General features: G+C 42.4%; 26 protein-coding genes and 1 riboswitch. Of the genes, 13 read left to right on the top strand and 13 right to left on the bottom strand.

Annotation, left to right across the window (positions count from 1 at the left end; translation table 11 throughout):
* The first annotated feature begins 9 nt into the window (after nucleotides 1–9).
* Entirely contained in the window at nucleotides 10–774 is a 765-nt protein-coding gene (locus ACTWP7_RS19545; protein WP_443124619.1) for an AAA family ATPase, read from the top strand.
* A gap of 218 nt (nucleotides 775–992) precedes the next feature.
* On the opposite strand, the gene ACTWP7_RS19540 is transcribed toward ACTWP7_RS19545, so the two are convergent.
* Together ACTWP7_RS19540 and ACTWP7_RS19535 are read right to left on the bottom strand one after the other, a co-directional pair.
* Nucleotides 993–1,163 carry a CGNR zinc finger domain-containing protein gene (locus ACTWP7_RS19540; protein WP_443124618.1) on the bottom strand — a complete coding sequence of 57 codons (171 nt, stop codon included), beginning with the start codon at nucleotides 1,161–1,163 and terminating at the stop codon, nucleotides 993–995.
* Nucleotides 1,164–1,389: 226 nt separating this feature from the next.
* Entirely contained in the window at nucleotides 1,390–1,671 is a 282-nt protein-coding gene (locus ACTWP7_RS19535) for a hypothetical protein (protein ID WP_443124617.1), read from the bottom strand.
* A gap of 743 nt (nucleotides 1,672–2,414) precedes the next feature.
* On the opposite strand from ACTWP7_RS19535, the gene ACTWP7_RS19530 reads away from it, so the two are divergent.
* Together ACTWP7_RS19530 and ACTWP7_RS19525 are read left to right on the top strand one after the other, a co-directional pair.
* Nucleotides 2,415–2,978, top strand: coding sequence for a histidine phosphatase family protein (locus ACTWP7_RS19530; protein ID WP_443124616.1), 564 nt, complete (start codon nucleotides 2,415–2,417; stop codon nucleotides 2,976–2,978).
* Between the two features lie 132 nt (nucleotides 2,979–3,110).
* A riboswitch (SAM riboswitch) is annotated at nucleotides 3,111–3,219 on the top strand.
* Between the two features lie 287 nt (nucleotides 3,220–3,506).
* Nucleotides 3,507–5,066 (top strand): sodium:solute symporter family protein, encoded by a 1,560-nt coding sequence (locus ACTWP7_RS19525; RefSeq protein WP_443124615.1) that lies wholly within the window; start codon nucleotides 3,507–3,509, stop codon nucleotides 5,064–5,066.
* An 85-nt stretch (nucleotides 5,067–5,151) separates the two neighbouring features.
* On the opposite strand, the gene ACTWP7_RS19520 is transcribed toward ACTWP7_RS19525, so the two are convergent.
* On the bottom strand, nucleotides 5,152–5,895 hold the full coding sequence (locus tag ACTWP7_RS19520) for an SDR family NAD(P)-dependent oxidoreductase (protein WP_014644583.1): 744 nt from the start codon (nucleotides 5,893–5,895) through the stop codon (nucleotides 5,152–5,154).
* A 292-nt stretch (nucleotides 5,896–6,187) separates the two neighbouring features.
* Between ACTWP7_RS19520 and ACTWP7_RS19515 the strand changes: the two genes are divergently transcribed.
* The gene (locus tag ACTWP7_RS19515; RefSeq protein ID WP_443124614.1) at nucleotides 6,188–7,315 is read left to right on the top strand and encodes a hypothetical protein; all 1,128 of its coding nucleotides are present in this window, start codon (nucleotides 6,188–6,190) and stop codon (nucleotides 7,313–7,315) included.
* A 102-nt stretch (nucleotides 7,316–7,417) separates the two neighbouring features.
* Here the strand turns inward: ACTWP7_RS19515 and ACTWP7_RS19510 are convergent, their stop codons facing one another.
* The 4 genes from ACTWP7_RS19510 to ACTWP7_RS19495 all read right to left on the bottom strand — a co-directional run bounded on the left by ACTWP7_RS19510 (nucleotide 7,418) and on the right by ACTWP7_RS19495 (nucleotide 9,177).
* Entirely contained in the window at nucleotides 7,418–7,606 is a 189-nt protein-coding gene (locus ACTWP7_RS19510; RefSeq protein WP_443124613.1) for a hypothetical protein, read from the bottom strand.
* 67 nt (nucleotides 7,607–7,673) lie between these two features.
* Nucleotides 7,674–7,991, bottom strand: a complete 318-nt coding sequence (locus ACTWP7_RS19505) for a hypothetical protein (RefSeq protein WP_443124612.1) — start codon at nucleotides 7,989–7,991, stop codon at nucleotides 7,674–7,676.
* Between the two features lie 23 nt (nucleotides 7,992–8,014).
* The gene (locus ACTWP7_RS19500) at nucleotides 8,015–8,203 is read right to left on the bottom strand and encodes a helix-turn-helix transcriptional regulator (RefSeq protein ID WP_443124611.1); all 189 of its coding nucleotides are present in this window, start codon (nucleotides 8,201–8,203) and stop codon (nucleotides 8,015–8,017) included.
* Nucleotides 8,204–8,325: 122 nt separating this feature from the next.
* A complete protein-coding gene (locus ACTWP7_RS19495; protein WP_443124610.1) occupies nucleotides 8,326–9,177 on the bottom strand; it encodes a VOC family protein in 852 nt (283 codons plus the stop codon).
* Nucleotides 9,178–9,527: 350 nt separating this feature from the next.
* On the opposite strand from ACTWP7_RS19495, the gene ACTWP7_RS19490 reads away from it, so the two are divergent.
* Nucleotides 9,528–9,659, top strand: coding sequence for a Spo0E family sporulation regulatory protein-aspartic acid phosphatase (locus ACTWP7_RS19490; RefSeq protein ID WP_443124609.1), 132 nt, complete (start codon nucleotides 9,528–9,530; stop codon nucleotides 9,657–9,659).
* A gap of 269 nt (nucleotides 9,660–9,928) precedes the next feature.
* On the opposite strand, the gene ACTWP7_RS19485 is transcribed toward ACTWP7_RS19490, so the two are convergent.
* Nucleotides 9,929–10,846, bottom strand: a complete 918-nt coding sequence (locus ACTWP7_RS19485; RefSeq protein WP_443124637.1) for an SDR family oxidoreductase — start codon at nucleotides 10,844–10,846, stop codon at nucleotides 9,929–9,931.
* A 396-nt stretch (nucleotides 10,847–11,242) separates the two neighbouring features.
* Here ACTWP7_RS19485 and ACTWP7_RS19480 point away from each other — a divergent pair, with 396 nt between their 5' ends.
* Nucleotides 11,243–11,839: a hypothetical protein gene (locus ACTWP7_RS19480; protein ID WP_443124608.1), complete on the top strand. Its 597-nt coding sequence runs from the start codon at nucleotides 11,243–11,245 to the stop codon at nucleotides 11,837–11,839.
* A gap of 84 nt (nucleotides 11,840–11,923) precedes the next feature.
* Here the strand turns inward: ACTWP7_RS19480 and ACTWP7_RS19475 are convergent, their stop codons facing one another.
* The 3 genes from ACTWP7_RS19475 to ACTWP7_RS19465 are packed head-to-tail and all read right to left on the bottom strand — an operon-like array spanning nucleotide 11,924 to nucleotide 15,721.
* Complete coding sequence (locus tag ACTWP7_RS19475; RefSeq protein WP_443124607.1) at nucleotides 11,924–13,291, bottom strand: PTS ascorbate transporter subunit IIC; 1,368 nt, start codon at nucleotides 13,289–13,291, stop codon at nucleotides 11,924–11,926.
* Between the two features lie 30 nt (nucleotides 13,292–13,321).
* Nucleotides 13,322–13,588: a PTS sugar transporter subunit IIB gene (locus tag ACTWP7_RS19470; protein ID WP_014644573.1), complete on the bottom strand. Its 267-nt coding sequence runs from the start codon at nucleotides 13,586–13,588 to the stop codon at nucleotides 13,322–13,324.
* Between the two features lie 21 nt (nucleotides 13,589–13,609).
* Entirely contained in the window at nucleotides 13,610–15,721 is a 2,112-nt protein-coding gene (locus tag ACTWP7_RS19465; RefSeq protein WP_443124606.1) for a BglG family transcription antiterminator, read from the bottom strand.
* Nucleotides 15,722–16,061: 340 nt separating this feature from the next.
* Here ACTWP7_RS19465 and ACTWP7_RS19460 point away from each other — a divergent pair, with 340 nt between their 5' ends.
* Nucleotides 16,062–16,964, top strand: a complete 903-nt coding sequence (locus ACTWP7_RS19460) for a M23 family metallopeptidase (protein WP_443124605.1) — start codon at nucleotides 16,062–16,064, stop codon at nucleotides 16,962–16,964.
* Nucleotides 16,965–17,219: 255 nt separating this feature from the next.
* Here the strand turns inward: ACTWP7_RS19460 and ACTWP7_RS19455 are convergent, their stop codons facing one another.
* Nucleotides 17,220–17,576: a DoxX family protein gene (locus tag ACTWP7_RS19455; protein ID WP_443124604.1), complete on the bottom strand. Its 357-nt coding sequence runs from the start codon at nucleotides 17,574–17,576 to the stop codon at nucleotides 17,220–17,222.
* A 141-nt stretch (nucleotides 17,577–17,717) separates the two neighbouring features.
* On the opposite strand from ACTWP7_RS19455, the gene ACTWP7_RS19450 reads away from it, so the two are divergent.
* Entirely contained in the window at nucleotides 17,718–18,134 is a 417-nt protein-coding gene (locus ACTWP7_RS19450; RefSeq protein ID WP_443124603.1) for a hypothetical protein, read from the top strand.
* 1,094 nt (nucleotides 18,135–19,228) lie between these two features.
* On the opposite strand, the gene ACTWP7_RS19445 is transcribed toward ACTWP7_RS19450, so the two are convergent.
* Nucleotides 19,229–20,464, bottom strand: a complete 1,236-nt coding sequence (locus ACTWP7_RS19445; RefSeq protein WP_443124602.1) for a M20 family metallo-hydrolase — start codon at nucleotides 20,462–20,464, stop codon at nucleotides 19,229–19,231.
* A gap of 557 nt (nucleotides 20,465–21,021) precedes the next feature.
* Between ACTWP7_RS19445 and ACTWP7_RS19440 the strand changes: the two genes are divergently transcribed.
* From ACTWP7_RS19440 to ACTWP7_RS19420, 5 genes are all read left to right on the top strand, one after another.
* Nucleotides 21,022–21,396, top strand: a complete 375-nt coding sequence (locus ACTWP7_RS19440) for a sporulation protein (RefSeq protein WP_443124601.1) — start codon at nucleotides 21,022–21,024, stop codon at nucleotides 21,394–21,396.
* Nucleotides 21,397–21,486: 90 nt separating this feature from the next.
* A complete protein-coding gene (locus tag ACTWP7_RS19435; RefSeq protein WP_443124600.1) occupies nucleotides 21,487–22,788 on the top strand; it encodes a hemolysin family protein in 1,302 nt (433 codons plus the stop codon).
* Nucleotides 22,789–22,982: 194 nt separating this feature from the next.
* On the top strand, nucleotides 22,983–24,323 hold the full coding sequence (locus tag ACTWP7_RS19430; protein ID WP_443124599.1) for a hemolysin family protein: 1,341 nt from the start codon (nucleotides 22,983–22,985) through the stop codon (nucleotides 24,321–24,323).
* Between the two features lie 66 nt (nucleotides 24,324–24,389).
* Nucleotides 24,390–25,211: a class I SAM-dependent methyltransferase gene (locus ACTWP7_RS19425; protein ID WP_443124598.1), complete on the top strand. Its 822-nt coding sequence runs from the start codon at nucleotides 24,390–24,392 to the stop codon at nucleotides 25,209–25,211.
* A 23-nt stretch (nucleotides 25,212–25,234) separates the two neighbouring features.
* The coding region (locus ACTWP7_RS19420; protein WP_443124636.1) for a helix-turn-helix domain-containing protein at nucleotides 25,235–25,330 on the top strand (96 nt) is incomplete at its 3' end.

Raw genomic sequence — 25,330 nt, 5'->3', positions numbered from 1 at the left:
GGTTGCAGAGTGAAATTGAGTAAAGACAATCAGTACCTTAAAAGACTAAACCTAAAAACAGAAAGTATAAACTCATATGAGACTTTTCCATTTAGTTTATCTGTTATTAGGAATTTTAAAGAATTGCTATTTCATCCTAATGTTACCTATATTATCGGAGAGAACGGAATGGGTAAGTCAACACTGTTAGAAGGTATTGCTATTAAACTCGGCTTTAATCCCGAGGGTGGAACTCTCAATTTTAATTTTTCCAATTATGATTCTCACTCTAACTTAGAACAATATTTACTATTGTCCAAGGGGACTAGAAAGGCAAGAGACAGCTTTTTCTTTAGAGCTGAAACTTTTTACAATTTAGCTACGAACATTGAAGAGTTAGATAGTGACTCGTCATTTGGTCCGAAAATTGTCGATTCATTTGGTGGAGATTCATTACATGAACAATCACATGGAGAATCTTTTTTTGCAGCATTTAACAACCGTTTTCAAGGGAATGGTTTATACATTTTAGATGAACCAGAAGCTGCTTTATCCCCGTTAAGACAAATGTCTCTGCTTTCCCGCATACATGAACTTGTTAATAAAGGTTCTCAATTTATAATATCTACTCATTCTCCAATCATCATGGCTTATCCAAATTCAAAAATTATACAACTTAGTGAAGAAGGAATGAAAGAGACAACATTAGAGAATACCGATCACTACATGATTATGAAGCAATTTTTTGACGACAAAGATCGGCTATTACATCACCTATTTAAACAAGACAGTTGATTGTAATAAATAATGAAAGGTTTACTCAACTATTTTGAGTTCGGGTTTCTAATGAAGGGGCGCTATAAGTTCTTCTATAAGCGCTTTTCAGCGCAAAAGACAGAGAGTTTATTCGACTAAATTTCAAATGTACACACTTCTACTAAAACAAGGAGCCCTTTTCCATCAGCATCTTCAATCTAACCAAGAGTGATGGTATAGACTACCTCCCTCTCTTTTTATACCAGTTTATTCTTATCGTAATGTTTCCGGGCCTTCACCCGATTTCCACAGACGCTCATCGGACACCATTTGCGTTTTCCTTTCTTGTCCACAAACAACGCTAAACAAGTTGGATTCTCACAATACTTTACTTTAGAAAAAATCCCATTCTCGTATGCCTGGAGCATGAAGAAAGTCAGTTAAGTAAATAAATCCATCTGTCCCTCCCCGGCGGGGCACGGGAACAAGCGATCTGGAAGAAATTATAAAAGGGGGTGTGATCTCAGTGTGTGTTTCTAATGAATAAATGGGGGGATTACGGATCGAAATATGATGGAAATAGCTTCTCCATTTTGACTAATCAAGTTACCCAATAAAAAACCGCAAAAAGATGCTGTTTGCGGTGTGGTTTGATTAGTAAGTGGCTTTTCCATATGCAGTAGCTGTGAGGGTTGCTTGACCGATAACCGATAAATTATCAGTCTCATCTATTTTGTAGACGGAGAGAAAATAGGTTACTTTTTTCTCGTACAGCTGAATCGGATCAACATAAAGCACTGGAATCGGCTGACCGAGAGCATCGCTTCCTGCTCCGTCGATCTCTATATCAGCGCTGTAAATGATATTTGCGGAATTGATGCTGTTTTTGTAGATCCGTACTCCGATACTTCCAGGTGTTACTGAATTATTGTTCACAAGAAACAACCCGTTTAAAGAGACGGCACTACCAGCTTTTAAATTTGTGAGTGTAACTGTAGAGATAGTGAGACCTGGAGCAACCGGAATAGGAGCATTTGTAGTAAAGTCTTCATTTGCATAATCGAACTGGATGCTCTGACTGTCTTTCTTTATATACTCCCAACATTTATATTTAGTATTCCAACTTGGGTAACAAGGGGAACAATAGGGGAATTGAGAAAAATTTACTTTATTACTGTCCAAAAAAAATTTCCTTTCTATAAAAATGTATGAGTAAGATAGCTCTTTCTATTCTATGTTTGAGGGATGGAAGTGAGAAAGACAAAAACCCAGGAAAACGATAATAATAGGTAGACTGCAACTTTCAGATTTTCATGGAGGTTTTCTTTTCCAGGAACGCTACCAAAATATTAGATACTTATGTTAAAGTGTTTTTCACCGTTGAGTCTTACGTTATAAGCTCATGCAGTGGATTTGATATATCTCAAACTTTTACTAATGAAGAGGGGTACCTATCTCGCTTGAAAACATTAGTGATACATATTTTTTTACATTCATGAGATGGGAGATAAAGCTGGAAATCGTGAGGTGCGGGGTAATTATTGAAGATAGGCCAGGGTGAATTCTTTTACAGAGAAGAACACGATATTTGGTGAATTCCCGGTAGCACATTAGAGGTAAGAGAGACATTTGAAGACACCGTTAGACGAGATTACATGACTAATATACAGGAGGCTGCCATGACAACAAACATTTATATGGTGCGACACGCTCATTCTACATATACACCAGACGAATTAAATAGGCCGTTATCAGCAGAGGGAACTAAAGAAGCGGCTAAAGTCAGCGCACGGCTCATAGACGATAATATCGAGCACGTGATCTCGAGTCCTTATTTAAGGGCCATACAGACGGTTGAAGGATTAGCTTCTGCTCTCGGGCAAGAAATTCATATAATGGATGGGTTCAAAGAAAGGAAGTTAATAGAGGGAGGAGCTGATAACTTTGAGGAAGCCATTCAAAAAGTATGGGCTCAGCCTAGTTTTTTCTGGGAAGGCGGAGAATCAAATGTGAACGCCCAGGAAAGAGGCGTAAGAGCCTTGAACAACGTATTAGAAAAATATGAAAATAAAAATGTCGCCATCGGTACGCACGGTAATATTATGGTGCTCACCATGAATTATTTTGATAACCAATACGACTTTGAGTTTTGGAAGAATCTTGCGATGCCAGATATCTACAAGCTTTCTTTTGAGGCTGATCAGTTCGTAGGTTGTAAGAGAATATGGAAGGATTCTTATTGAGTGATTTTTCAGTATGGATCATCGCTTCTATTCTATGATTCTTTTCTGTTTTTACTAATTTCAAATAATGAATTGACGAAATAGAGGGGTATGATAGAATGGAGTCTAATTAACATTCGAATATTTTGAATTTTCTTATCGAGAGAGGCAGAGGGACTGACCCTGTGAAGCCTCGGCAACCGGCTGATTTATGCACGGTGCCAATTTCAGAGGAAGGCGAAAGCTATTCCGGAGATGAGAGAGCAAGCGGCAGCCAAAAGACAGTTGCCCAAAGCCCTTCTCTCTTCGTGAGTGAAGGGTTTTTAATTTTTCTAAAGGAGGGCAGTAAAAGGTTCGACACAAAACAATCGGAAAAAGGAGGATGGCCATGTTCTTAGCGATGATGGTTTGGGTGGGGACTATGATTTTTTCCTTCCTATTAGGAACATTTCTCTGTTACAGAGTGGAGAAATCAGGTGTAAAACGGTGGGGAGCCACCGGACGAATATTTAAGTATAAATAAGCTAGCAGGAAGGAAGTTACTGACAAATGATATGGTATATTCTCGTATTTAGTTTTTATGTTCTATTTTTAATATGGGCAAATGTAAAAAGTCTTAAGAAAGCAGAGTCGATCGATGACTATACAACGGGCGGACACCGAATGGGGCTTCTTCTTGGAATCGGTACCACAGCAGCAACATGGGTAAGTGTAGCTTCTGTTATCGGGGTCCCCGGTTATTTGTACAGTTCGGGTGTATCGGCTGTGATCGGCTGGGTAGCCGGCTGGTGTTTCGGCGGAGCCTTAATCCCTATTGTTGCTTACAAAATAAGAAGACCGGAAAAGCCTGCCAGGACGTTCCCTGAATTTATCCGGCATAGGTTTGAACCTTTTCAGAACAAGAGTACATTGCAGGCAATTGTTGGTATTTTAATGTTTATCGGTTATTTGCTGCTCGTCAATATTCAGGTAACTGGGTTTGGCATTGTTTTTTCAAGTATCACGGGCATTGATTATAAAATTGCGATTTTCGGATTCTTATTATTTATATTAATTACAAGTGTAGGTGGATTCTGGTCTGTGGCTGCCACGGACACGTTAAATACGATTTTGATTATGATCGGCGTATTACTTGCGAGCGGTGTAGTATGGTCGTTAACCGGTGGAATCGGTAATATAGTCGATACGCTTGCGACGACAACCTCGCCGACAAACGTGGGAGGGCCGGAGCTTGAAGAAGGAATTTTACTGTCCCCGTTTGGGACATTTGGTATTGGTGCATTACTTTCCATTTTTATATCGAATTCGTTAGGAACCCCTTCTTCCCCTCACTGGGTCACGAGGATGCTGGCTCCTCAAAATGTGAAAGTAGCGATCTTGCAGGTACTGGGTACGATTCTGGTATTGATTTTCATTATGACGCCACTGATCGTTATTGGCCTCGGGGCAAAAGTACTGGTACCGAGCATACCTGTAGATAAAACGACGGACTACATCATTCCTTTAGTCATCCAGCAGTACACGCCGCCTATTATCGGAGGCATCACGCTGGTAGCTATCTGTGCAGCGGCTATTTCCACGGCAAATTCGATGCTTTTGCACTGCGCCACTTCTCTTTATTATGATGTGTACTTAAATATAGCTCCAAAACGAATCAGTGAGAAGAAGTTTAAGAACTGGCTCCGCTTAAGTATATTTGGAATTGCAACCGCAGCCGTTCTCTTAGCTATTAACCCACCATGGTTCTTGGCTATGGGATTTGTCTATGTGTATGGCGGATTTGGGGCTGCGTTTTTCCTCGTTGTGTTCTTAGGGCTGTACTGGAAGAGAATGAACCGGGCAGGAGCCTATGCCGGTATCATCATCGGGGCGGTCGTGTATGTGGCAGCGAAGGCAATGGGGTATGGACTGCCATTTGTCATCGCCGTTACGGCATCACTGATTGGGGTGCTGATTGCCGTTTACTTTACGAAAAAAGCACCGCTTGAAGCCTATGAACCTTACTTTGAGGCGGAAATTAGTGATTCTACCAGGGAAGTACTGGAGAAGATGAGATCCACGACTCAGGAAGAACCTGAAGTGAAAAATGACCGTTCTCGTATCGGTTAGAATGATTCAAATAGACGTAGGAGCTGCCTATTGCAGGCAGCTCCTACGCTTTTTTATTACGATTCGTCCCGTGTATAAATGAACTTTACTGAGCCGTATAGCCGCCATCCACCAGCATATTGGCTCCGACCATAAAGGAAGCGTCGTCACTTGCGAGAAAACTGACCGCTTTCGCAATTTCCTTAGGCTGACCCAGTCGTCCAATCGGGTGTGCACCTGCAAGGCCCTGGCGCATTTCCTCATCGGCATTTTCCAGAATTGCCGTTTCAACGTAGCCTGGACATACCGCGTTTACGCGTATATTGTTTTTCGCGTAAGTAACCCCTAATGTGCGGGTAAGGTTGACGACTCCGCCTTTGGCTGCGGCATAAGAAGTTACCGAATCCTGTCCGACGTGTCCCAGGATCGAAGCGTTGTTGACGATTGCTCCACCGTTTTCCTGTTCGAGCATCTGCGTGATAGCGTATTTGTTAGATAGAAACACACCGTTGATGTTTACATCCATGAGTTTCTTCCATTCTTCATAGGAAAGCTCGTGCGCCGGTGTAGCGTCGCCAATTCCGGCATTCGCAAATAGAATATCCAGCGAACCAAATGTGCCGACCGCCGTCTGAACCATGTTCTTAATATCTTCCTCAGATGTGACGTCGGTTTTTTGGAACACGGTTTCATAACCCTGGTCATTTAACTGACTGGACAATTCGCTTCCCTGTTCGTTCAAATCGGCAATCACCACTTTCGCACCCTGCTCGCAGAAATCCTTCACGGCTGCCTCGCCAATTCCACTAGAACCACCTGTAACCACAGCAACTTTACCTTTTAATTTCATGGCTATCCCTCCTATATTTTTAATAAAGAAACCAGTCTATATTTTCCACTATTGGAAAATAGTGAAACGAAAGACATTTTGGCCTTCATTTTTGGAAAGAATAACGGCTTGATGCTTGGGTTCACGAGGTTGAGGTAAAAAGTAGTAAGTATTACGTTTATTTCAATTATGTGAAATAAACTCATAAATACTCTAATTATGTTAATATGTGGAATATGTTTCTGAAGTAAGCAGTAAAAGATACATAGAGTTGTAGATTTTTGAAAAATTTTCAAACAAGGAAGTGAGTACCGTGAAAAAAGTCAGCCTGCTTTTCTCTGCCATCCTCCTGGTCTTTTTCCTAATCGCTTGTACAGAGAGCTCTTCGACAAGCACCGATCAGAATGAAAAAGGAGAAGCTTCCTCGGAGGAAGCTTCCTCCGAGGAGCAGAATAATGAAGAATCTTCTTCAGAAGAGAAGAAAAAAGAAGAAACGAAGCCGCCGCAGCCTTATGAGCCGATCGAGCCGGCTGAAGATGCCAAGCCTCTGAAAGAGAAGATGTCAGAAGAGCAACTGGCGAAGATGCCTACCGTGGAGGCTCATGGAGGGGAGCGCGAACGGATGATTCCAGTGGGAGAGACGCTCGTCAAAGGAGCCGAAGATCAAACGGATGGACCGTTAAAGGATCACCGACTGGTTGCTTACTATGGACACCCGAATTCGACCAATATGGGCATTCTTGGGGAAATGGAACCCGACGCTCTTATGGAAAAGCTAAAGAAACAGACGCAAGCCTATTCGAATGCCGATCCAGAACGTCCTGCCATTCCAACCATTGAGCTGATTTCAACGGTTGCTAAGAGGGACCCGGGTCCGAATGGAAAGTACTATACGCGGACACCGCCAGAACAAATTGATAAGTACGCTAAGCTCGCAAAAGAAAACGGTGCTTTACTGATGCTTGATGTCCAGCTGGGAACAGACTCTGTGCTTCATCAGGTGAAATTACTTGAGAAATGGCTGAAGCTTCCGCATGTTCACCTCGCCATTGATACCGAATTCCACGTCGAGGAAGGGGAAACACCGGGCATCGATCTTGGACAGGTGGATGGAGCGGAAGTGCAGGAAGCGGTAGACTATCTTTCGAACCTCGTAGAAGAAAATAACCTGCCGGACAAGATCGTACTCGTTCATCAGTTTATGGATGAGGCCTTAACCAATAAAGAAGCGATCGAGCCGACCGAAAATATAGAAGTCGCCTTGAACTATGATGGATGGGGGCCTGCTGCGACGAAGATGTCGCTCTATCGTAAGTTCGTACGGAATGAAGCGGTCCAGTATGGCGGATTTAAAATCTTCTATAATAAAGATGAACCTGTCTTAACTCCGGAAGAGGTCCTGACGCTTGATCCTAATCCGGCGATTATTAATTATCAGTAAGAAAAAGCAGTCATGGAGGGAAAATCTTCATGGCTGCTTCTTTTTATCATTTATTTAGAAAAAAGATCCTTCATGCTGGTCCCCATTCATACTTATGTACACTTAGTTAAACAAAACGTTTCCCAGTAAGCCTGCAAGAACCATGAGTGAGATTCCTCCGAATAGAAAGTAACCAATCAATCGTATCGGTAACGGAAGTCTGCCATCACTTGGTTTAGGATATCCTTCGATCTTCTGCTGATGGTCTGCCGCGTCATGAAAAGGTACATCATAGTCTTTATGATCCGTCACTTGATCAGCTCCATTCTCTAAATCTTCGCCATTCGAACGATGCGAGTGGAAGTTCTCTGCTTACAGTCTAAGCGCTCACTTTTCTCCCATTCATTATGTAAAATATGATGTAGCTTACCAGCAGGATGGCTAAGTAAAATAGTTCAGGATATTGCATTTTGACCCCCTCTAAGCGCGGATCTCCAACGTTAAAGAAATCGAATAGGAAATTTGAAAGTAGAAAAAGGATCAGAGTAGCCCAGCTTTGCACGACTGCTTTTTGTTTGATCCACTCTTTGCGCTCGTCCTCTTTTGGTTTAAATATAAAATCTTTACTTCCGGATAACCACCCTACCACTGCAAGCCAAATAAAGGGCACCACTAAGTTTGTTAATAAAAGACTCATTTCTTTTTTCCCTCCTGATATTATTATGGTGAAAATATTTGATCAACGGTGGTTCCTAAATGCTTCGCAATATTAAATGCGAGCTGTAAACTCGGGTCATATTTATTGTTTTCTATAGCGTTTATTGTTTGCCGGCTCACGTGGCAGAGAGAAGCGAGTTTTCCCTGGGAAAGACCCAATTTTTCCCTTGACGTCTTGATCTCATTTTTCAAATTTGTATCATTCCCTTTTGCTAGAGATGTCAAATATCTTTTACAGTTTGATGGTAATAAAAACCAACGCACGTGTCAAATTCTTTTGACACGTGCGTTGGTTTAATACACTATGGCTTTCATCATGCTAAAATGACTCTATTTCCTGATGGATCGCTGGTGACCAGTTGTTCATCAACCATCTCACTACCATACCCAAGCTGCTTCAAGCGCTGCGCGGCTTGCTCCCTTTTAGCTTGATTAGGAAACAGTAAGGTATATTGCTTAAGCCCGGCATTTTGATCGGAAGCGGGTGGGGCGTCTGTACCCTGCCAGGTGTTCAACCCCAGGTGATGATGATATCCATTAGAAGATAGGAACAAAGCCTGGTTCAATTGATCGGAAGTGATCTCGAAGCCTAAGCCATCACAGTAGAAATGCCGGGCCTGGTCTAAGTCGTGCACATGGAGATGAATATGTCCCATAATTGTATCTTCAGGAAGCCCTTCCCAATGGTCTCCGTTTAACTCCGCAAGAATATCTGTAGAATCGAGCGGATCCACGGTCATGGCGACTTTTCCATTATGCCAAGTCCACGTTTTGGAAGGGCGATCCCGGTAGATTTCGATTCCATTGCCATCGGGATCATTCAAGTACAGCGCTTCACTAACCAGGTGATCGGCTGCGCCGAGTCGTATTCCGCGGTCAGCGAGGTGCTTGTGTACTTTGGCTAACGAGAGCCGGTCCGGTAAGAGAAGGGCGAAGTGATACAGACCGGCGGTAGATTTCCCTTTTGGCTGAATAAAAGAAGGCTGCTCGATCGTGAGGAGAGCCCGTGTGCCGTCAGCCGACAAAATGGCTTTATGTTCCGTTTGCTCGATGACCCGGAGCCCGATAACATCCGTATAAAACTGAATCGATCTTTTTAATTCCTGTACTTTTAATTCTACGGTTCCTACATAAGTGGATGGAGATTGAAAAAATGCTGGTTCCATGATTAAAGCCTCCTTCGGTTAAACTCTGTTCGTGTGTTTGAAGTTTGTTAAGTTAAATAAAGAGGACCTTGCTTTAGAAGTATTATGTCTTCCCAGGCCTCGTAAGGCAAGGAATAAGTTCGTTGTATTAGTAGTGTGAATTATATGAAGTTTTAACGTATGAAAGTAGAATTTCTCCACTATTCCCCAATTAATAGGAATTAACTATATAAAATTATCTAAGAACAAAGATGTTAGTTTGCATCGTAAAAATTTTGTCGATTTTTTTAGAATTTCCACGATTACCAAATATTTCATCGGGGTATTTATCGTTTATGTAGGAAGGTGGTTCCTTGAATAATAGAGGAGAATTGGAAATTAAGATAGAAATTCTTAGAGAGCAATTGTACGAAGCCTATGTAGATAATGCTGAATACGATGTTCTACTAAAAATTTCACAGGAACTAGACAAGTTATTAAACGATCTCCAGAATTTAAATTAAAAGTGTTTTTGTTTAATATATAAAAGCCCTGGCTGCTAAGCCAGGGCTTTACCATCGTTATATCTTCAGTCGTCTCTTACGTCAATGTTTGATGGTTTTTAAACCATAACAAGAAGATGGAATCTTTGATATATATTTGTATATATTTAACTTAATTGTAATAATTTGAATTACATAATGAATATAAAAATCCCGCCCCATGAGGAGCGGAAGAAGGAAAAAGAGGTTCGTAAAATTAGTCTGGCATTCAATAATATATGGATATCATTTTACTGCTCTTTTGAATGTTTTAATTCCTGTAAAAAATGCTTATCTTTAAGAGCAATCTCCCGCTCACTCCACTCCCATAAATTCTCCGCCAGTGTCTTATCCTGAGCTAACTTTGAGCGCTCAATTATCTCCCGTTTATAAAAATATTCTCCACTTACATCAAGGTCTGGAAAAGTGGCTAAATAGACAGCCGTATCTGCCCCTTGCTCTGGAGTTTGGAAAAAGGGTCTCAAAACAGAGTGGATGGTTTTGCCGAAACCAGTATCCCGGTTAATGCCAAGACTCGTACTGACGGCTCCAGGGTGCACACAATTCGCCTTGACGGTAGTGTTTTGGAGAAGTTCATCTAATTTCACAGTAAATAGGATGTTAGCGAGTTTCGATTGTCCGTAGCCCTTAATAACACTGAAGTTATTCTTTAGATGGGGATCGTCAAAATGAATTTTCCCGGCTTTATGAGCACCGGAAGATACGGTGACAATTCGTCCCTGTTCCGATCGCTTTAATTTTTCAAGAAGAAGATTTGTTAATAAGAAGTGCCCAAGGTGATTGATTCCGAGCATACTTTCGAAGCCGTCTGAGGTAGTCGTTCGCTTCGTGGTGACGACGCCAGCATTATTAATGAGAGCATCAAGTTTGGAGAAGCGCTCGTTAAATGCCTCGGCAAATTGACGGATACTATGGAGAGAACCCAGGTCACAAAGCATCAGTTCCACGTGTTCTCGATTACTTTGCTCCTTCGCAGTTTGCAACGCTTCTTTCCCACGCTGCTCGCTGCGGCATAGCATAACGACATAATAATCTTTTTTCAGAAGTTCGACAGTGGTGGCGAGTCCCATGCCGGAATTGGCTCCGGTCACAAGTGCTATTTTGCTTGGTGATTCGTTGATGGAAGTTGCGTGGTCATGGCTTTGCATTAGATACACACCCATTCTTTTGATTTTATTTTTAGCTTACTTGAAAACCGAATATCTTAAGAGAGAGCTAGAGGGATAAGTATGGTTGGAAAGAACGAGAACCTATGCTTCTGAGTCTTTAACTTTGAATTGTCTCCCCAAGTGGAAGATTAGGGAAATAATCATAAATGAATAAGAGTGTAAAAGCCAATAGTATGATGAAGTCCAGTGGCTTTAGAAATCGAATAGAATCACCCTCTTTTTCTAAATTGTACCATATTGCAAAAAGGAGTATTTCTATAAGTCTGGAATCGGAATTTCAACCTCTCTTATGAAAAAATTGAAACTTTTAGCGAACCTCCTCTTAGGAAATAGTAGGAAAATAAATAGGAGGTCATTCTCATTTTAAAAACACTCTTGAAAACCGCTCTATTAGCAATCATATTTTTAATAGCTGCAGGCTGCTCGGTTTCTGAATCTTCCAGTACGGAACCTGCAGAAGAGGAAAAAAAGTCGGTAGCTTCAGAGGAGAATAAAGATAGCTCCCGCGCTGCTGAGGAAGAGAACAGCGAGATTTCAAATTCTGACGAAGGCGTGGAAGGGGAAGAAACGGTTCGTACCTACCTGAAGAACGAACTCACCGGTCCAGACGAAGAACTTGAACAAGCGCTGAGCGAGTCCAATGATGCCGTATTAGACTATGTAAATGAGCATTATAAGTCCCTTTTTACAGAGGATAACTTTGAAACCTTTATAAACAAGTATTATGTGATGGTCTGGCTGCCTTCCGCTTATGATCTAGGCTACGAGTTAGAACCAATCGATATTCAAACAGAAAAAGTCGAGGATATTGAAAATGATGCGTATCATTTTGAAGTTGAAGTGCAGTACAGCAAGGATGGGGAAGTCGGTACTGCCAACGTGACAGGAAGGATCAATACGAACGATCAAGGGAAAATTACAGTCATACGTTTCAAGGATAATAGGTTAGAAGATAAATTAAGGGATAACTAATCTTCTGATAGAAATAAAACTTCTGAAATTATATGAAAGCAAAAAACCCTCCCTTCCTTAGAAAGGAAAGAGAGGGTCTCAGTGTTAGGCTGCGTCGGTATCTCCATCATCTTTATTGGGTTTTGATTTCATTCCGATGAAGAACAGGATAGCTATAAGAGCAAGAACCAATACCATCACGATTGCGTTGGACTGGACAAGATTGATCAGATTACCAAGTACAATTCCTACTAGACCAAAGTCTGCATCTCCGAACGTTGTTCCCTGGAATCCTAGGGAGCCGAGTACCGGAAGCAATAGGGCGGGAAGGAAACTGATCATAACACCATTCGCCATCGAGCCGAAGATGGCTCCTTTACGTCCACCGGTAGCATTACCGAACACTCCGGCAGCAGCACCTGTAAAGAAGTGAGGCACAAGTCCTGGCACGATTACTTTTAATCCTAATAAAGGTAAGAATAGCATACTTACAAGTCCGGCAGCGAAGCTGAATAGGAAACCGATGATGACAGCGTTTCCGGCAAATGGGAAGATGGCCGGGGCATCGAGTGCCGGTTTCGCATTTGGCACGATTTTATCAGCGATTCCTTTAAATGCTGGGACAATTTCTCCAAGAAGCATACGAACACCAGCTAAGATGATATATACACCTGCAGCAAAGGTCAGACCCTGCATAAATGCGAAGACCATGAAGTTCTGGCCGCCGCTTAATTCCGTTTCAACGAAAGCTGGGCCGGCTGCACCTGCGACAACAAAGAACAGGATAACCATGGTTAAGGATACGGAAACGGATGTGTCTCTTAGAAAACCAAGAGATTTTGGTACTTTGATATCTTCCGTTGATTTTGATCCTTTTCCAACAGCCTTACCAACTAGAGAGGATACTAAATAACCAATGGAACCAAAGTGTCCGACTGCAAAATCATCAGAACCAGTAATCTTGCGTGTGAAAGGCTGAAGCATAGCTGGTGAAAGTACCATTAATACTCCGAGAATCACGGATCCGAAGATAATAAGAGTGGCGCCGGAAAACCCGCCGGTGTTTAGGATAACAGCGATTAAGCAAGCCATAAACATGGTATGGTGTCCGGTTAAGAAGATATATTTAAAAGGGCTGAACCTGGCAAGCAGGATATTAACAATCATACCGAACAGCATAATCATCGCGGTTTCTGTACCAAAGCTTTCCTGCGCAAGCGCGACGATCGCTTCATTGTTCGGGATGACCCCGTCCACAGAGAAGGCTTTGTCGAACATACTGCTGAATTGTCCCAGGGACTGGACGAGCACATTCGCCCCAGCCCCGAGGATAACAAAGCCCATCACCGTTTTAAGGGTTCCGGAAACGACATCTCCAGAGTTCTTACGTTGCACAAGGAGTCCGATTAAGGCGAATAGACCGACCAGAATGGCAGGGGTACCTAAGATGTCCTTCATTATTAAATCAATCATGTTATCGCTCCTTCTTTTGGTGTAGTAAACTTAAATATTTTGTTCTAAGGCTTCACGGAGCTCGTTTTTATCCATAAGGTTTTTCAGTTTCACGACGTTCTTGCTGCCATCATCCAAACTGCCGACAATATCCTCAGAACCTAGGAAGAGATCCGCTTGTTCTGATTTAGCAGTCGTTAAATCGGTGTGGGAAACTTCTGCTTCTTTTCCAAGTTCTTTCAGTGCTGCTTTCACGTTCATTTCCACAATCATGCTGCTGCCTAGTCCATTTCCACATACTACTAATACTTTTTTCATTTTAAATTCCTCCTCAAATTTTTATCCTTCTACGGATTGGTTAATAATTTCGAGTACAGCTTCTTTGTCATCCGCTGCAATTAGCTTATCCACATTGTCTTCATTTGATAACAGTTCCGTGAGCTGTGCAAGAGCTTTCAGGTGGGTCTGATTATCAATAGCTGCCAGTACAATCACTAGCTGGGCACGGTGTTTTTCTTTCTCAGAAAAGTACACCGGTTCTTTCAGCCGCAGGAAACTCATCCCGAGTCGTTCGACTCCTGCTTCCGGGCGTGCATGGGGGATCGCGATTCCTGGCGCGATGACCACATAAGGGCCTAATTCATGGACCGTATCAATCATCGCCTGCACATATTCCTCGTGAATGGATTCTTGATCGATCAGGGGCTGAGCGGCCGTCTTAATGGCTTCCTCCCAGCTTGTCACCTCGTCTTTTAATTGAATGGTTTTTTTAGTTAATAAATCATTAAGCATAGGCTTTTGAATCTCCTTTGTTCCGGGAGTGTTTTGTTCTAATATGTGAACCAGTTCCTGTTTCAATTCATTCTTCTGATGAATGGTCGCATAGCGTTCGATGACTTCGAGCATGTGATCGACTGGTCGTTTTTCGGATGGTTTAGAGTCGAATAGTTCATTGACCCTTTGCATGACCTGCTCTTTTTCGATATTCGTTAAGATGGCTGGCACATGAATAACGGGAATGTCTTTTGGCTTCATATAATTGGTTGAAAAGATTACATCTGCCTGATACTCGTTGTTTTGAAACTCCCTCGTAGACAGGGTCGTAATGACATTGAGTCCGGCAATTAAGTTCTCCAGCTGGGTGCGCAGCATGTTGGATGTTCCAATTCCATTTTCACAAACGATAATCGCGCTTAGCCTGGTTTCGACCTGCTTTTTCTCTTTGGTGAGCCACCCTCCGAAGTGCAAGGTAATATAAGCCACTTCTTCATTAGGAATCGGCTTCCCGATATAAATCTCCAAGTGTCTCATCACTCGTTTCGTTAAATGGAAAATATCCGGGTAGTTTTCCTGAATGGTCTCCGCCAAGTCATTCGCGATATGCACCCCGTACTTGAGCCGGTAATAAGTGGGCTTAATATGAGAGATCATATTCTCTTCAAGCCCTTCCTTATCATCAAACACAACGCAGGAGTACAGTTGGAAATCGGCAATCATCTGCTGCACAACCTCTTTCAGTCCGGCTAATTCCTGCTCGGTATAGCGGCTGAAGTCATCGTGCTGGACTTTCGATCCCAGGAGGTTCATCGTAATGAAATAAACCTCGTCTTCTGGAAAAGAAATCCCTCGTAAGGATTCGAGTTTATTCGCAATCAGCAGAGAAGCCTGATAAGCTTTTGTCTGCTTTAGAACCTCTTTCTCTGCTGACTGAACATGAATATACTTCTCTGAATCAATTCGCTTCATGATCATTAAGATCTGTAAGGAAAGGATCTCCATCATTTCATCGGTCAGGGTTAAACCTAATTCCTGTTCAGCTTCCATAAGCAATTTTCTTACTGAACGCCGCTGATCTGTTTCTTTTTCCCACATATTGGTCCCGGGAAGGATCATCTTTTGAATTTCATTTCGGACATTCTGCCAATCCTGCTGTGATAGAACGGTAGCAAGAATATTGGAAAGTATGGTTCTCTTCGCATCCTCTGGGCCGCTTAAGCGGTATCCTGACTGTTTGTCGTAATACAAATGCAAACCGTCTTCCTTGAATTCCTGTTTGATCGTTTTGATCACTTTGGCAACCGTCCCGCGGCTCATATTCGTCAGATCCATAAACGTCTGCATCGAGGCATCTTGCTCTTCCAGTAATATTTTCGCTTTAATCAGAACTTCTCGTTCCTGTTTAGATAACTGATACTGCCAATCGTCAAAGCTCTGATCCAGTTCGTCCATGAGTTCTGCTTTTGATGAAGGAGGCAAAAACAGTCCCTCACCATGTTTACTTTCAATAGGTTCCAGTTTCTGAGTCTCCAGCCAATTGTTAATCTGATCAATATCGTAATAAATCGTACGCTGCGAAACTTTCATTTTGGCAACCAAATCTTTCGTTGGAATCGGATCAGAGGATTGTTTAAGGATGGATAATAAGTGTGCACGTCTTTTATCCAGTACCATGAGGATCCTCCTTGCATTGATTCTTAAGATGGTAACTTTTGCATAATTATACTTTTGTTTTCTTGATGATCATCTTATAAACCTAGTATAACGGGCTTCTGCTCTAAATGTAAGGGGTTTCACTGTGTAGAGTTTGTATATGCACTCTTTGCAAAATTGAACGGTGGTGGACTATTGATAGAAGAAACGAGTCTTTATTGGGGTCTATTGAAACGAATTTCCACGCTATCCGTAGAAGAATGAGAAGGTCATGGCGTTGGATTCGGGACAATTGACGTAAAGGGTTCCACGATCACAGCTCCTGTGCAAATAAAGCTAATAGGAAAGGAGTTCCTTCTTTATGATTTGGTTTCAGGCAGCGATTTACACCATCTTACCTCTATTTTTGTTTTATCATTTGTTGAAAACGGACTTTGCCAGCCGAAAGCAGCTGGTGTTGGACTGGCTGGCCGTCCTCATGTTTTTAGCGTTCATTTTTATCATCGGTCCATGGGATATTTACAATCATTACTTGCGCTGGTTATGGCCTGTGCTGTTTATGATCGTTTCTTTCTTTACTTTAAAAAGGATTCCTGAATTACCCATGAAGGGACCGGAGAAAGATAAAAGGTACAAATTCTCTATAGGTATTGGCATGGTTCTGGTTCTTTATTTTGGTTTTATAGCCGTGAATGGCTTATCCGGCTATATCCTGACAGACCGGAATCAGTCGATTGAGCTTTCGTTTCCGATGGAGAATGGCGTGTATGCATTCGGTCATGGAGGATCCGATCCTTCCATTAATTATCATAACGAGTATCTGCCCCAGCAATACGCGTACGATATTGTACAGTTGACCCCGTGGGGGATGAGGGCTTCAGGTCTATCGCCGTCTAATTTAGAAGAATATAAGATCTATGGCACTCCGCTCTACAGTCCGTGCAGCGGCGAAGTAGTCCATGCGGTTGATGAATATAAGGACATAGCACCGCAGGAATCTCCGAATAAACAGGGATCTCCTGCTGGTAACCACGTTATTCTGTCCTGTAAAGGCGCAGATATTCACTTGGCCCACATGAAACCTGGCACGGTGGAGGTAGAAGAGGGAAATGAAGTGAGCATCGGCGACCGTCTTGGGGAAGTGGGCAATACGGGGAACACAACAGAGCCCCACCTTCATATTCATGCGGAGAAAGATGGGGAAGGCGTGCCGATTACGTTTAATGATCGGTTCTTGAAGCGGAATAGTCTAGTAATGAGATAAAGGAGCAATGAAAAGACGTTTAAATAATTCTAAAAAATAGAAAAAACAAGCCAACGTGTGCTGACTTGTTCGTTTATAAGGTTAATAATCGGTTAATGATCAGTTGCCAGAGCGGACTTCTAGATCTGGGCAAAATCACAAGGGTTCAGATGAGCGCTCATATGGGTTATATCTGCGGGGAGATATGGCGGGACAAACGCAAACGTGTTGTTTAGCGCAGTTGGTGTCCATGTTTAAAGGCAGGGTTATATTTTACTACCAGCTTATTAATTGATACACATAGACTGCGACGGCAATCGCCAAAAGGAGGAGCGTAGCTGGCATCATGATGGATTTAAGCTGGTCCCCTACTTTAAAGTGGGTGAAAATGGCGCCAATCATCGTGCCAATAATTAAAATGGCACCAATCAGTGCGAGTACACTTATCCAAATCCCTGCAATCATTAACACAGCAGCAGTTACTTCAATTAATCCTGTTAAAATCCGAAAGGAAGATGCATAGCCATATCGCTGGAACTCGTCAACCATCTGCTTTGAACTGAACTTCATGAAACCGAACATTAAAAACCCTATTCCTAAAAGAACTTGAATGATTAATAAAGCTACGCTCATGATGGAGCCTCCTCTAAAAATAAAATAGTATTTACTTTAAGGATATGAAACCAGGGCACTTTTCAGACTTATTGGAGTTAGTCTGGAAAGACAGTCAGATGATGAGCTCGTGTACCGTAGATTATAGGAGTCATTAGCGGAATGATTATAGCAGCGGTCCTATTTCTCATCGTAAATAAAACAGAAACGCGAACGTTGGGAGATCTAATACATAATGAATTAACATCGTATCATGTGATTAGCGAATTCTATATTTCCGGCATGGGGGATGAATTTACGACCGTCACGAATCAGAAGGAAATAGAGAAGAACATGAACAGCTTTTCTGAGATGGATTTAAAGGAAGTGGACGATGCACCATATGTTCAATACTCTGTAACGATCAGAACGGAAGAAAATTATGAGATTACCGTTGCTGTTGGGGAAGAGAGAATCGATGTTTGGGATAATCAGGATGGTAATGGTGCTGGATTTGGAGATATGTATGAAATAGAAGGAGATCCTTCTTTATTGGATGTTATCCAAGATTCGAGCTACGAATGGGAATCGTGGTCATAGGATATGTCCTATAGAGTAGCATGTTAAGTAGAATAAAATTGAGAAAGACTCGAATTCGAGATATTTTATAAGAGGAAAGGTCCTGCGGGGGACGATTCGCTTTCCGCGGCCCTGCACGACGCAGGGTCGTTCGACGTTGTCACACGACGTGGCGGTCTTAGTCGAACATCCCTTGTGCTGAGCCTTCTCGAGCTAACGCTCTCCGGGGTCTCACCGATCATGTTCATCCCGCTCTTACCCTTTAGGAAGTTGTAAACGTCAATCATGTCCTAAACGACATGTAGTGCTCTCCAGCTCCAGCACCTAGCGTCTAGTGAGCCTTCCCTCACTTCTGTACGATAAGGCAACATCGAATCGCTCCGCTCTTCGTGTTTTCTTTATCTCCGCCAGCTCAGTCCAGTCCATACGCCGCTGACCAAGGTGCTTCCGCTTTTAACCTAGGAGTCTTCATCATCCCCCTAAGGACATTGCCAAATCAGAAGCTCGAAACCACTTTAACTGGTATGGAATTAGACCAGGTGGTTCTGTACCTATTTGCAGGGTGTAACGATGCACTATAGCCCGTTATAAAAGCATTTAATAAAGATTAAGGAGGAGAACTTTTCTCTTCTGGCAGGGTCCGTTCTCAGAATTATAGTGGGGTTGGTGGGGAAATGGCGAGACTCCCATGGGAGAAGGGACTAGGTGAGATCGCACAGGGAGTGAAACGAGCGAGGAAGCTCCTGGTAAAAAGGAGGATCGACTAAAGTCGCCACGTCCTGTGGCATCGTCGATCGACCCCACGTCGTGTAGGGCCATAGGAAAGTGTCTATCGGGGTGATGGAACAAGACGAGTTATTTCCCCACCACCCTCTTCCACATAGAGCAACGGACCCAATTTACCTCGATACTGAGTCTTAAACAAACGGGAGCTTTAGTTTAAATTAATTTTAAGCTTTCTATATGAGTTGAGTTGTCATTCTTCTGCATCTTTGCTTGTGGTGTGTCCTTCCCTCCACACTACTTTAATAAAGTTCGACTTGGACAAAATGTCCAAGTCGAACTTCTTCGAACGTCCAATAAAGAGTTCTACGTACATAAGAAATGGATTACCTTTAGGAGTGAGCGATTTTTGCTGCCGTATGGTAGAGCAATTCGACCCCTTTTTGGAGATCATCCATTTCTGCATACTCGAGCGGGTTATGGCTGATCCCTTTTTCGCAGCGGACGAAAATCATCCCATAATCACTGATGTAGGACATGAACAGGGCGTCGTGAAAAGGACCGCTCATCAGGACGGGAGATTGGAAACCTAGTTTTTCATCTTCTTGTTTCATAATATCCTTGATCCAGTCCGCGCAGTAACGGGGTTCACTTTTCGTATCTTCGGTCACAGAGTATTCCAAATTAAGATCGGACGCTGTCTTTTCAATAATTTGATAGAGTTTCTTTTCAAGGTTTGTGCGAGCTTCTATATCGATGTCTCTTAGGTCAATTGTAAACTCTACTTTTTCAGAAATGATGTTACGGGAGTTGGGGAAGTTCTGGATGCTGCCCACGGTTCCGACTGTGTTAGGTGTCCCTTCGTTACGGACAAGTTCATTGAATTCCTTCGTGATGGTGGCGGCTCCGAGGAAGGCATCTTGTCTTAGGTTCATCGGCACAGATCCTGCATGACCTGCAAATCCTTCGAGAGTGACGGTTAGCCAGATTGGACCCGAAATAGCGGAAACGATGCCTACCGGTTTGTTGTCGGCTTCCAGGACAGGTCCCTGTTCAATATGCAATTCAAGGAAGGCTTCAATATCACCAGGCTGATAGACAGGGCTTTGAGTTACGTCTGGTTCCACGCCGAACTCGCGTAAAGCTTCCAATCTCGTCACTCCATTTTTATCTTTACGCTTAAGCTCCCCTTCTTCCAATTGGCCGATCAAGCCGCGTACACCGAAGACTCCTTTATTGAACCTTGAGCCCTCTTCATCAGAAAAACAGACCACTTCGATCGTGCGGTTCGGGACGATTCCTTGATCTTTCAACGTATGTACAACTTCAATGCCGCCTAGTGCACCGGCGGTACCATCGAAGCGGCCGCCATAGGGCTGGGAGTCGATATGAGAACCGAGCATGAGGATCGGTTTGTCTTGATCTTTTCCTTCTAATCGGCCGATCAGATTGCCTAAACAGTCGATGCGGGTTTCTAATCCGGCTTCTTCCATCCAGCCTTTCACGACATCGACGGCCTGACGATCTTCTTTCGAGTGGGCTAATCGACAAACGCCTGTTTCTCCAATTTTTCCGATTTCAGCTAACGTATTGATGTGCTCTGCAAACCTGCTTCCATTAATCTCCAAAATTGTCCCCTCCTCATATTGCTATCCACTATATCAAGCCTGTAATTGTCTGACAATTAACAAAATGTTAAAAGATTATTGATATTTTTGGAAAAATAGGGGCAAAATCTTCAATGCTAAAGATATGAAGTGAAGCCGTTTTTTCATTTGAAGGACTCATTTATAAACTTTTCCTTTCCCACACTTAACTAATTGACGGTTATGCAGGGGTGCTGTATGATAATCTTACAGTTTATGAGTATAAACTGTGCTCAGAAGAGCCCACTATACTCCAAAGGGGAGTAGCTTACAGTTATGTCGACAATACGTGGTCTACCCGGCCACCGGCTAAACTGGCAACCTAGTGTTGTTTGCGAGACCTTTGCCATTTCAGGTGAAGGTAAGAGATTCCACATTGTGAGAACAGGACCTTTACCAACATACGGTGAGGGTCTTTTTTTAAATGTATTAATAGGAGAAACAATCGGTTTCGTTTGTAAAATTGAAATGGATAAGTCTATTACGATAATTAAGTACTGAATAAAATTTTTAGGGAGGCATTTAAACTGAGGAAGCTTTTGGTTAATTACTTAAGGTTAGGACGTCCTAAAATCGATCTCATTCTTGATTCTCAAAAATCAAGTGAAATTGAAGGGGTATTTTCTTTATACGGCGGCTGGACAGAACATCGTATCCAACGCCTTGAATGTGATCTTGTTAAAGTATCTAACGGCAAAAAAGCAAAGTTTGTAGCTCCGGTGGTTACAAGACTTATGGCTCAAATTATCAAACCGAATGACTACATGGAGGTACCTTTCTACTACCAGGTACCGCCCGATCTTCCGCCTCTGGAACAAGGGGAAGTTTATCAACTTCAAACAAGACTTGTTATTGATAAGGATATGAAATGCACAGATACGGATGAATTAACCACGATGCATCAACTTTCTTAATCAGGAAGTGATTTAATAGTTAACATTGTAGTACTATTTACTAAGCTTTAAAAAAATTTGGAGGTGAATCCCCGTTTTACAGGGGACTTATTGGACATTATACTCGTAACGAATTTGCTTTTAGTTGTGCTTTTAATCCTATTAACTGCCTTTTTTGTAGGATCAGAGTTTGCTGTGGTTAAGGTGAGACTTTCCCGGTTAGATCAGTTAATAGATGAAGGAAATAAAAAAGCTGTAAAAGCAAAAAAAGTAGCTGGAGAGCTGGATTATTATCTTTCTGCTTGTCAACTCGGTATTACCGTGACAGCCTTAGGTCTTGGGTGGTTAGGAAAACCGACAGTCGAGAGAATTTTGTACCCTATATTTGACAGCCTCGGCGTATCGCAGGCGTTGGCAGCTGTTATTTCGTTTGTGGCTGCATTCTCCTTAGTCACTTTCTTACACGTAGTTATCGGCGAATTGGCTCCCAAAACTTTGGCTATCCAATTTGCAGAAAAAATGACGCTGTTACTAGCGCCTCCTCTTTATTGGTTTGGAAAACTCATGTTTCCGTTCATTTGGACGTTAAATGGGTCAGCACGTATGTTTCTTCGTATCTTTGGTGTGGAACCTGCTACCCATGAGCAAGCCCATTCCGAAGAAGAGCTTAAAATTTTAATGGCTCAAAGCTGTCAAAGTGGAGAAATTAACCAAACAGAATTAACCTATATGCAGAAGATATTCACTTTCGATGAACGAGTAGCTCAAGATGTTATGGTACCTCGTACTGAAATGGTTACTTTAACGAAAGATATGACACATGAAGAAATCATGAATATTGTTAAAACATATAAACATACACGATACCTCGTAACAGAAGATGGAGATAAAGATAAGATTATCGGATTTGTAAACGTAAAAAAGTTATTGTTGGATTATGGAAGTGGAGAGCATATTTCGCTTGCAGAGTATATTCAGCCCGTACCTTTCATGCTTGAAAGTACACCCGTTCAGCAAGTGCTCATGAACATGAAGAAAGAACAAGTTCATGTCACCTTGCTCGTGGATGAATATGGGGGCAGTGCTGGAATGGTAACGATGGAAGATATCCTGGAAGAAATCGTAGGAGAAATTCGTGATGAATTCGACTCAAGTGAAACGAGAGATATCAATAAAGTGGAAGATCGACTTTACCACTTCAATGGTAAAACGCTGCTTTCGGAAATAGAAGCCGCATTAGGTGTTTTATTTCAAGAGAAAGAACAAATTGATACGATAGGGGGCTGGCTGCAAATGCATCTGGTGGATATTCAGCCCCATGGGAAATTAGAAAAGGAAGGATATCACTGGACGATACTTGAAACGGATCATTATCAGATTAAGAAAGTTGCCGTTCACCTACCAACAAATTAATATCTGCTTACATTCCGGCTGAAAACGAATGAAAAGCCCTCCTTAAGTTAAATGTACTTGGGAGGGCTTTTTTAAAACAAAGCGTATAGGTGCTAAAGGAAGTAAATCCTCATTATTCCAATAATCGAATTGCATCCATTTCAGCTACCATCTATACTGAATACAAAATGTGCAGGACTTTGGAGGATGGTTCGTTGACTACAGCAATTATCACCCTTATTGTTTTAATTTTAGTAAATGCTTTCTTTGCGGCTTCCGAGCTTGCACTGGTCAATTTAAATGATAATAAAGTGAAGCGTATGGCTGACAATGGCGACCGCAAAGCCCAAACGTTACATAATCTTATTTCGAAGCCGAGCTTATTCTTAAGCACGATTCAAATTGGCATTACGCTGGCAGGTTTTCTATCAAGTGCGTTTGCAGCTGATTTCTTTGCTGATCCATTGGCGCAAGCCTTGCACAACATGGGAGTCCCGATATCGATTGAAATACTAAATACCATTTCGGTCGTTGTCATTACTGTCATCCTGTCGTATTTTACTCTGGTGTTTGGGGAGCTTGTCCCGAAGCAGTTGGCATTGCAGCGTGCGGAAGTCATCTCTAACTTTGCAGCCGCTCCGATTTCTATAATGGCAAAAATCACATCCCCCATTGTTAAGATTCTTACCTTTTCTACGAATACAGTCGTACGTTTATTTGGAGTGGATCCCCATGCGCAGAATGAGGAGGCTACCGAAGAAGATATCCGTATGATGGTCGATATCGGCAGGGAGCGTGGGACCATCAACAAAGATGAAAAGGTGATGATTAATAACATCTTTGAATTCAATGATAAGCTTGCTTCTGATATTATCACGCACCGAACCGATATGTGCGTAATTCCAATTGACGCGAATCTTGATCAAATCCTGGAAGTGGTTAACAAAGATCGTTTCACGCGATTTCCAGTATATGAAGAAGACCGCGATAATATTATAGGTGTGCTTCATGCAAAAGATCTCTTTCAATTTATAAGGCAGGATAAAGATTTCGATCTGCTCGAGGTCATCCGGAAACCATACTTCGTTCTGGAGTCCCAGACCATAGATGTCCTTTTCACATCCATGCAAAGGAACAATGTTCATATTGCGATCGTCCTTGATGAATTCGGCGGCACGGAAGGACTGGTTACGATTGAAGACGTCATCGAAGAAATTGTCGGGGAAATCTACAGTGAAAATATCGAAGCAGGATCTTATGAAGAACAGGAAATCAAACAACTATCTCCTTATCAGTATGAAGTCCATGGCATGGCACGTCTCTGGGAGCTGGAAGAAGTATTGAAAGTTCATTTCCCTACGGAAGAGCTGGATACGCTTAGCGGATTTCTACTTCACGAGTTAGGCTACATCCCGTCAGAACAGGAACGGCCAGTGATTGATTATAAACATCTAACTTTTGAAGTCGTGAAAATAGCCGATAATCGAGTTAAAAAAGCGCTGGTAACCGTGGATGCTGATGAAGTTAACAAGGAAGACGGAAAGGCAGATACGTAGAATAAATGCTGCCAACGTAACTAGAAAATACATTTTTGCTAGCTCACGTGTAAGGGGGGAAATACGATGGATACAACCCAACAAAATAGCCATGCCTGGGATAAAAAGGTGGAGGAAGGTTCAAGATACACGCAATCTGTAAGTAGTGATGTGATTGAAAAAAGTAAATCTGGTGATTGGGAAATCACAGTCACCACGGAAAAATCGGTACCGAGAAATTGGTTTCCTGATTCATTAGCAGGGTTAAAAATACTTTGCTTAGCCTCAGGAGGAGGTCAGCAGGCACCGGTCCTGGCTGCAGCAGGAGCAGATGTAACGGTTATGGATCTATCCAAAAAGCAGTTGGAACAAGATGAAAAGGTAGCCAAGCGAGAGAGATTGACTTTAAAAACTGTGCAGGGGGATATGTCGGACCTTCGTGATTTTGAAGATGAACGTTTTGATATGGTTATTAACCCTGTGTCTAACTTGTTTGTAAAAGATGTTCATGTTGTATGGCGAGAAATTTCAAGAGTATTGAAGAATAAGGGGATATTCATTGCCGGCTTTACGAATCCTTTATTATGGATTTTCGATGATAACCAAGAGAGAAAAGGGATTCTTGACGTGAAGCACTCCATTCCTTCTTCCACGTTGGATTATCTGCCTGAGGGTGACATTCAGGATTACATCGATTCAGGTCAGACCATAGAATACGCTCACACGCTGGAGGACCAAATTCAAGGGCAGATGGATGCGGGATTGGTGCTCACCGGTTTTTATCATTCATCGGCAGAAGACTCCCTCTTCAAGCGCCGTGTCGAAGACCGGTGGCAAGGGGGAGATGAATGCCGTCGCCGTAAGGCGAATGCCTTTGAATATTCTCCTTTCCGTGATATCATAAATTAAGAACGTATGTTCCTGGTTAGGAGGTGGAAAGGTTGAAGCATAAAGCGTATAACTTTCGTATCTATCCAAATAAAACCCAAGAATCGCTCATCGCTAAGACAATCGGCTGCGCTCGTTTT

The sequence above is a fragment of the Halobacillus sp. B29 genome (genome assembly GCF_052246755.1).
Classification (GTDB): Bacteria; Bacillota; Bacilli; order Bacillales; family Halobacillaceae; genus Halobacillus; species Halobacillus halophilus.
This window is presented reverse-complemented; position numbering and strand designations above follow the sequence as displayed.